10 protein-coding genes and 1 riboswitch are annotated in these 12,145 nt (G+C 75.1%); of the genes, 7 read left to right on the top strand and 3 right to left on the bottom strand.

The window, feature by feature from the left end; genetic code table 11:
* The first annotated feature begins 185 nt into the window (after nucleotides 1-185).
* A complete protein-coding gene (locus ACIF6L_RS07125; RefSeq protein ID WP_396486950.1) occupies nucleotides 186-1,109 on the top strand; it encodes a hypothetical protein in 924 nt (307 codons plus the stop codon).
* 113 nt (nucleotides 1,110-1,222) lie between these two features.
* On the opposite strand, the gene ACIF6L_RS07120 is transcribed toward ACIF6L_RS07125, so the two are convergent.
* The 3 genes from ACIF6L_RS07120 to ACIF6L_RS07110 form a co-directional block, all read right to left on the bottom strand.
* The gene (locus ACIF6L_RS07120) at nucleotides 1,223-2,302 is read right to left on the bottom strand and encodes a prenyltransferase (RefSeq protein ID WP_396486951.1); all 1,080 of its coding nucleotides are present in this window, start codon (nucleotides 2,300-2,302) and stop codon (nucleotides 1,223-1,225) included.
* On the bottom strand, nucleotides 2,299-3,111 hold the full coding sequence (locus ACIF6L_RS07115) for a class I SAM-dependent methyltransferase (RefSeq protein ID WP_329487415.1): 813 nt from the start codon (nucleotides 3,109-3,111) through the stop codon (nucleotides 2,299-2,301). The genes ACIF6L_RS07120 and ACIF6L_RS07115 overlap by 4 nt, the downstream gene beginning before the upstream one ends.
* 127 nt (nucleotides 3,112-3,238) lie before the next feature.
* Nucleotides 3,239-4,549, bottom strand: coding sequence for a glycosyltransferase family 4 protein (locus tag ACIF6L_RS07110; protein WP_352289552.1), 1,311 nt, complete (start codon nucleotides 4,547-4,549; stop codon nucleotides 3,239-3,241).
* A 235-nt stretch (nucleotides 4,550-4,784) separates the two neighbouring features.
* On the opposite strand from ACIF6L_RS07110, the gene ACIF6L_RS07105 reads away from it, so the two are divergent.
* The 6 genes from ACIF6L_RS07105 (at nucleotide 4,785) to ACIF6L_RS07080 (ending at nucleotide 12,085) form a co-directional block, all read left to right on the top strand.
* Nucleotides 4,785-5,426, top strand: a complete 642-nt coding sequence (locus ACIF6L_RS07105) for a TetR family transcriptional regulator (RefSeq protein WP_396486952.1) — start codon at nucleotides 4,785-4,787, stop codon at nucleotides 5,424-5,426.
* Between the two features lie 259 nt (nucleotides 5,427-5,685).
* Nucleotides 5,686-5,762, top strand: a riboswitch (cobalamin riboswitch).
* A gap of 108 nt (nucleotides 5,763-5,870) precedes the next feature.
* Nucleotides 5,871-7,136, top strand: a complete 1,266-nt coding sequence (locus tag ACIF6L_RS07100; protein WP_359839476.1) for a hypothetical protein — start codon at nucleotides 5,871-5,873, stop codon at nucleotides 7,134-7,136.
* Nucleotides 7,137-7,291: 155 nt separating this feature from the next.
* The gene (locus ACIF6L_RS07095; RefSeq protein WP_396486953.1) at nucleotides 7,292-7,963 is read left to right on the top strand and encodes an SCO2322 family protein; all 672 of its coding nucleotides are present in this window, start codon (nucleotides 7,292-7,294) and stop codon (nucleotides 7,961-7,963) included.
* A gap of 428 nt (nucleotides 7,964-8,391) precedes the next feature.
* Nucleotides 8,392-9,561: a CbiQ family ECF transporter T component gene (locus ACIF6L_RS07090; protein ID WP_396486954.1), complete on the top strand. Its 1,170-nt coding sequence runs from the start codon at nucleotides 8,392-8,394 to the stop codon at nucleotides 9,559-9,561.
* Nucleotides 9,558-11,171, top strand: coding sequence for an ABC transporter ATP-binding protein (locus tag ACIF6L_RS07085; protein WP_396486955.1), 1,614 nt, complete (start codon nucleotides 9,558-9,560; stop codon nucleotides 11,169-11,171). The genes ACIF6L_RS07090 and ACIF6L_RS07085 overlap by 4 nt, the downstream gene beginning before the upstream one ends.
* Before the next feature lie 26 nt (nucleotides 11,172-11,197).
* Nucleotides 11,198-12,085, top strand: coding sequence for an ECF transporter S component (locus tag ACIF6L_RS07080; protein WP_396486956.1), 888 nt, complete (start codon nucleotides 11,198-11,200; stop codon nucleotides 12,083-12,085).
* Nucleotides 12,086-12,145: the final 60 nt, after the last annotated feature.

The raw sequence follows: 12,145 nt of genomic DNA, 5'->3' as shown, positions 1-12,145 counted from the left end.
CGCCGTAAGGTGGACAGCAAGGGACCGGGCGCGCGCAGTTTGCAACGACTTCGCCCCATTCCCGAGCCCGCTGTGCACCCGCGAGGCGGTTGGCCCTAGGCTTCTGGTCCGTTCAGAGTTTTCCGGACCGGTCAGCCGACCGCGAGATAACCGCCGTCCACGACACACCAACGAGGGGAACGTTAGTGAATCTGCGCGCTCTCACCAGGGGAGACGCCGCCGTCGCAGGTGCGGCCGTCCTGCTCTTCATCGCCTCCTTCCTGCCGTACTGGACCGTGGACTGCAGTGGCAGGTACTGCGGCGACACGTCGCAGAACGCCTGGGACAGCGTCCTGTTCCCCGTGCTGCCCTCGGTCTTCCTGCTCGGCATCCTCTCCGCCGTGCTGATCCTGGTGCAGCGCTTCCAGGGCGCCGCCGCCGCCACCCGCCAGGTGCTCGGCCTGCGGCTGGACCAGTGGGGCATCGCGTTCGCCGTCGCCGCACTCTGGACCTCGATCTGGGCCCTGGGCGGTGGCCCGAAGGGTCTGGACCACGGTTTCGGCGCCTGGCTGGCCGTCATCTTGCTCCTGGTCCTCGCCGGTGCCGCCGCGGCCGGTCCGCTGGTGCCCGCGCTGAAGGCCCCGCTGGTCACCGACAAGCCGGCCGTCCCGCAGGGCTACCCCGGCGGCTACCCGGCCCCGCAGCCGGGCCAGCCCGGCCAGTACGGCTACCCGGCCCCGGGCCAGGACCCGCAGCAGGTGCAGTCGCCCGCGTTCGGCGGCCAGCCCGGCGGCTACGGCTACCCGGCCCCGCAGGCCGGCCAGCCGCAGGACGCCGCCCAGCAGCAGGCCGCGCAGCACGCCGCCGCGCACCAGGCCCCGGCGCCCACCCAGGCGCAGCCGGCCCAGGCCCAGCAGGCTCCGGCGCCCGACTTCGCGCCGTTCTGGTTCGCCGTCCCGGCGCCGCGCCAGCTGTCCCCGAAGGACAACCCGGCCGGCGCCCCGGTCGGTGAACTCGTTCCGGGCACCTGGTACCTGGCGGTCGAGCAGCGCGGTGCCGCGCTGGTCGCCCAGCTCCAGGACGGCTCCCAGGGCTTGCTGGCCGACACCACCGGCATCCAGCGCGGCTGACACACCGCCACGCACGACGAAGGGGCGGGACCGGAGTTGATCCGGTCCCGCCCCTTCGTCGTGCGTATTCGTCGTGCGTCGCCGCGGCGTGCGGGCGGGTCAGCGGCGGTCGTTCAGCAGCAGTCCTGGACCACCAGCCCGGTGGGCAGCTGGTCACCGCCGAAGACCGTCACCGTGGCCGGGTCGCCGCCGAGCGCCGCGACGGCCAGCAGCAGCGCCCCCGCCGTCCAGGTGGTGCGCTCCTCGGGCCAGATGGCGTCGTCCTCGAAGACGTAGCCGGTCCAGTACGAGCCGTCGCTGTGCCGCAGGTGCTTCTGGATCCAGCGCAGGATCTCGACCGCGCGGTCGGACTCGCCGACCGCCCAGAGCGCCATGGCCAGTTCCGCGCTCTCCCCGCCGGTCACCCAGGGGCGGTCGCTGACGCAGCGCACGCCGAGGCCGGGGACGACGAAGCGGTCCCACTCCCGTTCGATCCGCTCCAGCGCGGCCCGGCCGCGCAGCGCGGTGCCGAGCACGGGGTAGTACCAGTCCATCGAGAAGCGGTCCTTGTCCAGGAACCGCTCGGGGTGGTGCGCGATGGCGTGCCGCAGCCGGCCGGCCGCCAGCTCCCAGTCGGGCTGCGGCTCCTCCAGGTAGTCGGCGACGGCCAGACCGCAGCGCAGGGCGTGCAGGATGCTGGAGGAGCCGGTCAGCAGCGCCTCGTCGGGCGCCTCGCCGTGCTCGTCCACCCGCCAGGAGATCGGACCGCCCGGCAGCCGCAGGCCGACGATGAAGTCGAGGGCGCGCCGCACGACCGGCCAGATCCAGTCCAGGAACGCGTCGTCCCCGGTGCTCAGGTGGTGGTGCCAGACGCCGACCGCCACGTAGGCGCAGAAGTTGGTCTCCTTGGCCGCGTCCGAGACCGTGCCGTCCGGGACGTCCTGCCCGTACGCGTAGGCGGCGTACCAGGAGCCGTCGGGGTTCTGGTGGGCCGCCAGCCAGCGGTAGGCGGCCTCGGCGGCGGCGTGCTCGCCGGCGGTGTCCAGGGCCATCGCGGCCTCGGTGTGGTCCCACGGGTCCAGGTGGTGGCCGGTGAACCACGGTATCGCGCCGTCGTCCTGCTGCTCGGCGAGGATGCTGCGGACGGTCCGGGCGGCCTGCTCGGCATCGAGCACCCCGTCCAGCAGCAGCGCCTCGGGGACGGCGGCGGTCACTCGCCCGCCCGCCCGGCGTCGGCGCGGTCCGCCGCCTCGTCGGCGCGGCCGGTGGCGGGCTCGACGAGGTCCGCCACGGGCTCGGCGCGGTTCGGCTTGGAGGCGTAGGCGACGAAGCTCTTGCCGATCACCGGGTTGAGGGCCTTCTCGGCGGCCTTGGTGAGCTTGCTGATCACCGGGGTGCCGACGATGTCCCAGACCAGCAGCTGGTGGTAGGCCTTGACCGGCAGCGCCTTGTCGTTGTCCACCCCCACCGCGCACTTGATCCACCAGTAGGGCGAGTGCAGCGCGTGCGCGTGGTGGGTGCCGTACGGCTCCAGACCGGCGTCCTTGAGCTTGTCGAGCAGCTCGTCGCCCCGGTAGATCCGGATGTGGCCGCCCTCCACCTCGTGGTACTCGTCGGAGAGCGCCCAGCAGATCTTCTCGGGCAGCCAGCGCGGCACGGTGACGGCCAGCAGCCCACCGGGCTTGAGCACCCGGAACATCTCGTTGAGCACGCCCTTGTCGTCGGGGATGTGCTCCATCACCTCAGAGATGATGATCTTGTCGAAGTACTCGTCCTCGAACGGCAGGGCCAGCGCGTTGCCCTCCATCGCGACCGCCGACGCGCCCTCCGGAGCCTCGCCGGCCTCCGCCATGGCGGCGAACCACTTCTTGACCTCGGCGATCTCCTCGGCGCTCTGGTCGAGGGCGGTCACCCGGGCCCCGCGCCGGTAGCACTCGAACGCGTGCCGCCCCCCGCCGCAGCCCAGGTCGAGCACCCGGTCGCCGGGGGCGAGCGGGAAGCGCGAGAAATCAACGGTCAGCACTGCGGGCTCCCATTCCTCTGGTACCAAACGTTTGTGACGCCGGGCCGGTCCCGGCCGGGCCGGCCGAGTCCGGCGGAGCGCAGGATCCGCCCGGGGCGGGTCCGACGCGGACGGGTCCGGCGACCCGTCAGGCCACGTACCGCCAGCCCGGACCGGACCGCGCCCGCCGCCCGGCACCGGTGGCGATCGCCGCCCGGTAGCTGTCGGCGGTCAGCGCGGCGGCCCGCTCCCAGGTGAACCGGGCGAGCACCCGCTCGCGCCCGGCCTCACCGAGCGTGCGACGCAGCGCCGGATCGTCCAGCAGCCGGCCGAGCGCCGCCGCCAGCGCGCCCGCGTCGCCCGGCGGCACCGCGAGACAGGTCTCGCCGTCCGGCCCGGCCACCTCGGGGATCGCCCCGCCGGTGGTGGCGACCAGCGGCGTACCGGTGGCCATCGCCTCGGCGGCGGGCAGCGAGAAACCCTCGTACAGCGACGGCACGCAGGCCACCTCGGCCGAGCGGTACAGGTCGACCAGCTCCCCGTCGGTCAGGCCGTGCCGGAACTCGATGAACCGCTCCAGCCCGAAGCGGCGCACCGCCTCGGCGACCGGCCCCCGCTCCTTCTGCGGCTTGCCGACCACGACCAGGTGCGCGTCCCGCTCGGTGCGGACCTTGGCCAGCGCCTCGACCAGGTGGACCAGGCCCTTGAGCGGGACGTCGGCGCTGGAGGTGGTGACGATCCGGCCGGGCACCCGGGCGACCCGCTCGGACGGCGACCAGAGCCGGGTGTCGGCGCCGATCGGCACCACCGAGACGGCGCCCGGCGAGGCGCCCAGGTGCTCGGCGATCTCGCGCTTCGAGGTGCCGGAGACGGTGATGATGCTGTCCAGCCGGGCGGCCACCCGGCGCTGCATCCGGGTGAACGCGTACCAGCGGCGCAGCGACAGCCGGCGGGCCAGGCTCGGCGCCGCGTCCAGCTCCAGCTGCCGGTCCACGGTGATCGGGTGATGGATCGTGGTCACCAGAGGGAAGCCGTGCCGCGCGAGGCCGAGCAGCCCGTACCCGAGGGTCTGGTTGTCGTGCACCACGTCGTAGCGGCCCTTGTGCAGCGCGAGGTACTGACGGGCGCGCAGCGAGAAGGTCAGCGGCTCGGGGAAGCCGCCGGTGCGCATGGTGGCGAACTCCAGCAGGTCCACCGGGCCCCGGTACTCGGCGAGCCCCGGGGTGCGGAACGGGTCGTCGGCGCGGTAGAGGTCCAGGCTGGGCAGCTCGACCAGGCGGACCGAGCCGGGGCCCTCGACCTCGTCCAGGACGGGGTAGGGCTGGGAGCCGATCACGTCCACGTGGTGGCCGAGGCGCGCCAGCTCGCGGGAGAGGTGCCGTACGTAGACGCCCTGGCCGCCGCAGAACGGGTCGCCGCGGTACGACAGCAGGGCAATCCGCAGCGGCTGCGCGGTCATCGTCGGCTCCCGTCCTTGCTGAAGTCTGTGCTGCCGGTCGCTAAAGTAGATCAGGTTTCAGTGCGGTGTGGAGTTCGCCCGTGACCATGTGAACAATGAGAGACCTCGAAGATACCGGCCCGTAGCTTCTCCTCAGATGCCAGGGCTGGTGATTCACGCCACGCCGGAGCACTGCCGGAGCGTCCGCCGGACCGACCGGAGCACCCCCCGTCACTCTCGCGCCCCGGGAGCACCCTTGCCACCGCCCGTCACCTCCGTGCCCGCCGCCGCCCCCGGCCCCGCCGGGCCCGCCGGGCAGTCCGCCGACCCGCCGCTGACCGCCCGCCAGGCCGAACGGCGGCGGCGGATCCTGCGGGCCGCGACCGGGCTGGCCGCCCGCGGCGGGTACGAGGCGGTGCAGATGCGGGAGGTCGCGGAGGGCGCGCAGGTGGCGCTCGGCACCCTGTACCGGTACTTCCCGTCCAAGGTCCATCTGCTGGTCGCGGTCATGCTGGAGCAGTTGCAGGGCCTCCAGGAGCAGGTCCGACGGCACCCGCCGGCCGAGCAGGACGCGGCCTCGCGGGTCGCCGAGACGCTCACCCGGGCGTTCCACGCGCTCCAGCGCGAACCGCTGCTGGCCGAGGCGATGGTGCGGGCGCTGTCGTTCGCCGACCGCTCGGTGAGCGCCGAGGTGGACCAGGTGAGCTCGGCCACCGGGCAGCTGATCCTGGACGCGATCGGCCAGTCCGGGCCGCCGACCGAGAGCCAGCGTGCGGCCGTCCGGGTGATCGAGCACACCTGGCACTCGGCGCTGGTCTCCTGGCTCTCCGGGCGGGCCTCGATCGCCGAGGTCCGCGCCGATCTGCACACCGCCGCGCGGCTGCTCACGCTGCCCTGAGCGCGCGCCCGCGGGCGGGGCGGGGAAGGGGCGGGGAAGTGGAACCTGTTCTCGGGGCGCGGGCGGGATCGGTCGGGGTGGGTCGGGGTTGGTCGGGGTTGGTAATTCCGGGGCTCGGGTGGGTTCGGGGCCGGGGTGGCTCCGGGGTCCGGGCGCGGTTGGCGCCCCGACTCCTCCGCGCGGCGACCGGAGGCACGGCGGTCACGGTCGCGGCGGCTAAAGTCGACGGGCAGGACAACTCCATCCCGCTTCTCCTCCGGGGAAAGCCGGTGCGAATCCGGCACTGACCCGCAACCGTGAGCCCGGCGCTGGACGGCCGGGGCAGTCGGAGTGCCCGGAGAGAGGCGAGCGGCCATGCCGGGCACCCCGTGCCCGGCACCGTCGAGGTCTACGGAACGGCCCACCCGGGCCACCCCACCGCTCATCGAAAGGCTCAACCCCACCATGCTCACCGCCGCCCGCCTGGGCGCCGCAGCCCTGTCCGCCGCCCTGCTGGCCGGCGCCGCCGCCGCACCGGCCCTCGCCGACAGCCCCTCGGCCGGCGCCACCGCGCCCGTCCCCGAGGGCCTCTACGGCAAGGGCGACCCGACGTACGACGGCGTGTGGCGCCAGTCCCTCGCCCTCACCGCGCTGGCGGGCGCCAAGGTGACCCCGGCCGACTCCGCCGTCTCCTGGCTCACCGGCCAGCAGTGCGCGGACGGCGGCTGGCCGTCCTACCGCGCGGACGCCTCCGCCGCGTGCGACCCCAAGACCGAGGACAGCAACGCCACCGCCGTCGCCGTCCAGGCCCTGGTCGCGCTCGGCGGCCACCAGGACTCCGTCGACAAGGGCGTCCAGTGGTTCAAGGCCAACCAGAACGCGGACGGCAGCTGGCCCTACAACCCCGGCAGCCCCGGTGACGCCAACTCCACGGGCCTGGCCGTGAACGCCCTGCTCGCCGCCAAGCTGGACCCGGCGGCCGTCGCCAAGGCTGGCCGGAGCGCCTACGACGGGCTGGCGCTCTTCCAGCTCGGCTGCGCCGCCCCCGCCGACCAGCGCGGGGCCTTCGCCTACCAGCCCGACCCGGCCGGCGCGCTCGCCCCGAACGCCCTGGCCAGTGCCCAGGCCACGCTCGCCGCGGCGGGCGGGAAGCTTCCGGTCACCAACACCAACCGGACCGACGCCGCGCCCAAGGCCCTGCCCTGCGCGAACGGCTCCACGGAACCGCTCGTGGCGCGCGCGGACTCCGCCGAGGCGGCCGGGGCCTACCTCACCGCCCAGCTCGCGGCCGGTGACCAGCACCTGACGCTGACCCTTCCCGGGGCCGCCCCGACCCCCGACTACACCGCCACCGCCTGGGCCGCGCTCGGCCTGATCCAGAGCGGGCACCCGCAGCAGGCGACCGGCGCGGTGGACTGGCTGGCCAAGGAGGGCGGCACCTGGACCAAGGGCGGCACCGACGCCTCGGCCACCGCCACCCTGCTGCTGGTCGCCCAGGCCGCCCAGCGGGACCCCGCCGCGTTCGGCGGCGACCTGGTCGGGCAGCTGACGGCGCTGGGCCCGGCGCCCAAGGCGACCGGCGCGGCCTCCGCCCCTGCCTCCTCGGCGCCGGCCGAGAAGAAGAAGGACGGCGGCTTCGGCCAGTGGTGGGTGATCGGCGTCGGCCTGCTGATCGGCATCGGCGGCGGGCTGCTGCTGAGCCTGCAGCGCAAGCGGGGCCAGAAGCTGTGACCACCCCCGGCACCCCCCGGACCACCGCCCGCGCCGCCGACGCCGACGCCGCCGATGCCGGTGTCGGTCGTGCCGGTGCGGGTCGCGCTGGTGCTGGTCGCGCCGGTGCTGTTCGTGCCGGGCGGGCCTGTGCCGACCCCCAGCGGCGTCGGCGGGTGGTGGCTGCGGTCGTCCGGTTCCTCGCCGGACTGATCGCCGGGGTGCTGATCCTGCTGGTCATCGGCGCGGCGCCCGCGCAGGCCGCCGGGTACCGGTACTGGTCGTTCTGGAAGTGGTCCGACGGCGCCTGGGGCTACCAGCAGCAGGGCCCGGCCGTGTACGTGCCGCAGGACGGGGGCGTGGACGGGTGGCGCTTCGCCGTCAGCCCCGACGGCGGCCGGGAGGCCGCCCGGCCCGGTGCCGCCGGGGACTTCGCCACCACCTGCGGCGGTACCGCCGAACAGCCGGGGCGCAAACGCGTCGCCGTGGTCCTGGACTTCGGCACCGCCGCCGACTCCCCCGGCGAGACCCCGCCCGGACTCCGCACGGCCTGTGCGGTCGTGCCCACCGGTGCCAACTCGGCCGAGGTCCTGGCGGCCGTCGCCCCACCACTGCGATACGACACCAACGGCCTGCTCTGTGCCATCGCCGGCTATCCGAAGGCCGGCTGCGGCGACCAGCTCGGCGCGGCGAACAAACCGGCCGCGAACGGTGCCGGTGACGGTTCCGGGGGCGGCTCGGCCGACGGTGACCACGGCAGCGGCGCCGACATCGGCTTGATCGCCGGGGGCGTCCTGGTCGCCGCCCTGGCCGCCGGTGCGGTCTGGCAGGCCCGTCGTCGCCGCTGAGTCGGGTCGAATATGTAGACCGGTCCACCTATGTAGACCGGTCTGCATAGAAGGGATGCCGGGCCGGGCGCGCACCACGCGCCCGGCCCGTCAGCCCCGCCCGGCCTCCGGGCCGGGTCCGCGCCTAGCGGGCCCCCAGCCCCACCCTGGGCCGGATCGGGACCTTTATACCGACCGGTCTACATAGAGAGCACCCCATCTCTGTAGACCGGTCTACATATATCGACCGGTCTACAGAAACCCCGGGCCGCAAGCGAAAGCAGGACCCCGCCCGCAGAAACGTGGACAAGGCCGCGGGAAGCGCCCGGAGTAGGAAGTCGGCCCAGCCGACTTCCTACTCCGCCCCCACCCCCACACCTGCACCCACACCCACACCTGCACCCGCCCTCCGCCCTCTCCCCCACCCGCCCCGACCTGGACCCCACCCCGTGACCACACCCCGCGCCCCCGGCCAGCCCCACCCCCCGCACCGCGCCCGCCTCCCCCGGCCTCCCCGCCGCACCCCGCGCGCCGCCCGCACCCCGCTCGGCCCCCGCCAACTGCACCCCGGCGCCTGGTGGCTGTGGGCACTCGGCCTCGGCGCGGCCGCCACCCGCACCACCAACCCGCTGCTGCTCCTCCTGCTCGCCGCCGTCGCCGGCTACGTCGTGGCCGCCCGCCGCGGGGACGCGCCGTGGTCCCGTTCCTACGGCGCGTTCCTCCGCCTCGGCCTGGTGGTCCTCGGCATCCGCCTGGTCTTCGCGGTCCTGCTCGGCTCCCCGATCCCCGGCACCCACGTCCTCCTCACCCTCCCCGAAGTACCGCTGCCCGCCTGGGCTCAGGGCGTCCGGATCGGCGGCCGGGTCACCGTCGAGGGCCTGCTCGCCGCGCTCTACGACGGGCTGCGGCTGGCCACCCTGCTGGTCTGCGTCGGCGCCGCGAACGCCCTTGCCAGTCCGACCCGCCTGCTGCGCACGCTGCCCGGCGCGCTCTACGAGGCGGGCGTGGCCGTCGTGGTCGCGATGACCTTCGCGCCCAACCTGGTCGCCGACGTGCAGCGGCTGCGCGCCGCTCGCCGTCTGCGCGGGCGCACCGACCGGGGCGTGGCCGCCGTGCTGAGCGTCGGACTGCCCGTCCTGGAGGGCGCGTTGGAGCGTTCGGTCGCACTGGCCGCCGCGATGGACACCCGCGGCTTCGGCCGCACCACCGACGTCCCGCCCCGCCTCGCCCGCACCACCGCCGCGCTCACCCTGTCCGGCCTGCTCGGGATCTGCCTCGCCGCCTACGGACTGCTCACCGCCGGCGGCGCCGGCTGGGCGGCGCCCGTCCTGCTGCTCGGCCTGGCCGCGGCCTTCGCCGGTCTGCTGCTCGGCGGCCGCCGCTCCCCCCGGACGCGCTACCGCCCCGACCCGTGGGCCCTCCCCGAGTGGCTGACCGCCGGATCGGGCGCCGCCGTGGCCGCGTTGACGATCTGGCTCTCCGCCCTCGATCCCGCCGCCTTCGCCCCGACCGTCGTCCCGCCGACCGCTCCCGCCCTGCCCCTGACCGCCGTCCTCGCCGTACTGATCGGCCTGGTACCGGCGTTCGTCACCCCGCACCCGCCCCGGAGGGCCTCGTGATCACCTTCGAGCAGGTCTCCGTCCAGTACACCGACGCCGAGGCCCCGGCGCTCAGCGGCGTCGACCTGACCGTCCCCGAAGGGGAGCTCTGCCTGCTGGTGGGCCCCTCCGGCTCCGGCAAGTCCACCCTGCTGGGCACCGTCAGCGGCCTCGTCCCGCACTTCACCGGCGGCGTGCTGCACGGCCGGGTGACCGTCGCCGGGCGCGACACCCGCGAGCACCGGCCGCGCGAACTCGCCGACCTGGTCGGCACGGTGGGCCAGGACCCGCTCGCCCACTTCGTCACCGACACGGTCGAGGACGAACTCGCCTACGGCATGGAGTCGCTGGGCCTGGCGCCGGACGTGATGCGGCGCCGGGTCGAGGAGACGCTCGACCTGCTCGGCCTCGCCGATCTGCGCGACCGCGCGCTCGGCTCGCTCTCCGGTGGCCAGCAACAGCGCGTCGCCATCGGCTCGGTGCTCACCGTCCACCCGCGCGTTCTGGTCCTGGACGAGCCCACCTCGGCCCTCGACCCGGGCGCCGCCGAGGAGGTGCTGGCGGTTCTGCAACGCCTGGTCCACGACCTGGGCACCACCGTCCTGATGGCGGAGCACCGGCTGGAGCGGGTCGTCCAGTACGCCGACCAGGTCCTGCTGCTGACCCCCGGCGCCCCGCCCGTCCTCGGCGAACCGGCCGAGGTGATGGCGCACTCCCCCGTCCACCCGCCCGTGGTCGGCCTCGGCCGGCTCGCCGGATGGACCCCGCTGCCGCTCACGGTCCGCGACGCCCGCCGCAAGGCCGCCACCCTCCGTACCCGACTGGACGGACTGCGCCCCGCCGCCGCACCCACCGACCCGGCCACCGCCCCGCTCGCCACCGCCGACCGCCTCGCCGTCAAGCGCGGCCCCGTCCCGGCTCTGCGCGGAGTGGACCTCGCCCTCCACCCCGGGGAGATCACGGCACTCATGGGCCGCAACGGCGCCGGCAAGTCCACCCTGCTCGGCGCTCTGGTCGGCCTGCACGCCCCCGCCGCCGGCAGCGTCCGGGTCGGCGGCCGGGCCCCGCACCGCACCCGGCCCGCCGAGCTGATCCGCCAGGTCGGCCTCGTCCCGCAGGACCCGCGCGACCTGCTGTACGGGGAGAGCGTCGCCGCTGAGTGCGCCGCGGCGGACGGCGACGCGGGCGCCGACCCGGGCACCTGCCGCGCCCTGGTGGAGCGGCTACTGCCCGGCATCGCCGACGCCACCCACCCGCGCGACCTCTCCGAGGGCCAACGGCTCACCCTGGCGCTGGCCGTGGTGCTCACCGCCCGGCCGCCGCTGATCCTGCTCGACGAGCCCACCCGGGGTCTCGACTACGCCGCCAAGGCACGCCTGGTGGAGATCCTGCGGACGCTCGCCGCCGAGGGCCACGCCGTCCTGCTCGCCACCCACGACGTCGAGCTCGCCGCCGAACTCGCCCACCGCACGGTGATCCTGGCCGACGGAGAGATCGTCGCGGACGGCCCGACCCCGGAGGTGGTGGTCTCCTCCCCCACCTTCGCCCCGCAGGTCTCCAAGATCCTCGCGCCCGGCCCCTGGCTCACCGTCCACCAGGTCGAACAGGCCCTCGCCGGGAGCGCCGAATGAACCGAAGCCGAATGCCCCGAAGCCGAATGCCCCGAAGTCGAACGAACCCGAGCCGGACGAACCGCACCCCCCGCGCGGGGAACCGCCCCGTCCCCCTCGGCCGCCGCTCGATCGCCACCCTGCTGCTCACCTCCTCGGTCGGCGTGGCCGCCTTCGGCTGGCCGCTGCTCGCCGCCACCGACTCCGCCCTGGTCGGCCACTCAACCGACGCCCCCTGGCTGTTCGCCCTCCTCCTGCCGCTCCTCCTCGCGGTGGTGATCGCCCAGATCTCCGAGGGCCGCACGGCCGGCGGCGGCGCGCCGGGCCTGGACGCCAAGTCGGTCGCCCTGCTCGGCGTCCTGGCCGCGGCGGGCGCCGCGCTGCGCCCGCTCGGCGCGGGCACCGCCGGCCTGGAGCCGATGTTCTTCCTGATGGTGCTCGCCGGGCGGGTCCTCGGCCCCGGCTTCGGCTTCGTCCTCGGCTCGCTCTCGATGTTCGCCTCCGCGCTGCTGACCGGCGGGGTCGGCCCCTGGCTCCCGTTCCAGATGCTCGCCATGGGCTGGGTCTGCCTGGGCGCCGGCCTGCTCCCGGGCGCCGCCACCCTGCGCGGCCGCCGCGAACTCGCCCTGCTCGCCGGCTACGGCGCCGTCGCCTCACTGCTCTACGGCACGGTGATGAACCTCCAGGGCTGGCCTTATATCGCCGGCCTGTCCGGCTCGATCTCCTTCGTCCCGGGGGACGACGTGAGCGCCAACCTGGTCCGCTTCGCCGCCTACTGCCTCACCACCTCCCTCGGCTGGGACCTCCCCCGCGCCGTCCTCACCGTCGTCCTCTGCCTCACCCTCGGCACCACCGTCCTCCGCGCCCTCCGCCGAGCCACCCGCCGCGCCGCCTTCGCCGCCCCGGTCGAGTTCCGCCCACCGCCCACCCCCTGAACGGTGGTGCGCCCCGGCCGAATCCGGGGCACACCACCTCGATGGGCAGGACGGCCGAGA

The organism is Kitasatospora sp. NPDC086009 (assembly GCF_044540385.1).
Classification (GTDB): Bacteria; Actinomycetota; Actinomycetes; order Streptomycetales; family Streptomycetaceae; genus Kitasatospora.
The sequence above is the reverse complement of the archived record's forward strand: the minus strand, read 5'-3'. Positions and strand labels throughout refer to the sequence as shown.

Coding starts and splice junctions, on each gene's coding strand:
- ACIF6L_RS07110 (WP_352289552.1), bottom strand. CDS start 4,549: ATGACCGCGCAGCCGCTGCGGATTGCCCTGCTGTCGTACCGCGGCGAC.
- ACIF6L_RS07100 (WP_359839476.1), top strand. CDS start 5,871: ATGCTCACCGCCGCCCGCCTGGGCGCCGCAGCCCTGTCCGCCGCCCTG.
- ACIF6L_RS07080 (WP_396486956.1), top strand. CDS start 11,198: ATGCCCCGAAGTCGAACGAACCCGAGCCGGACGAACCGCACCCCCCGC.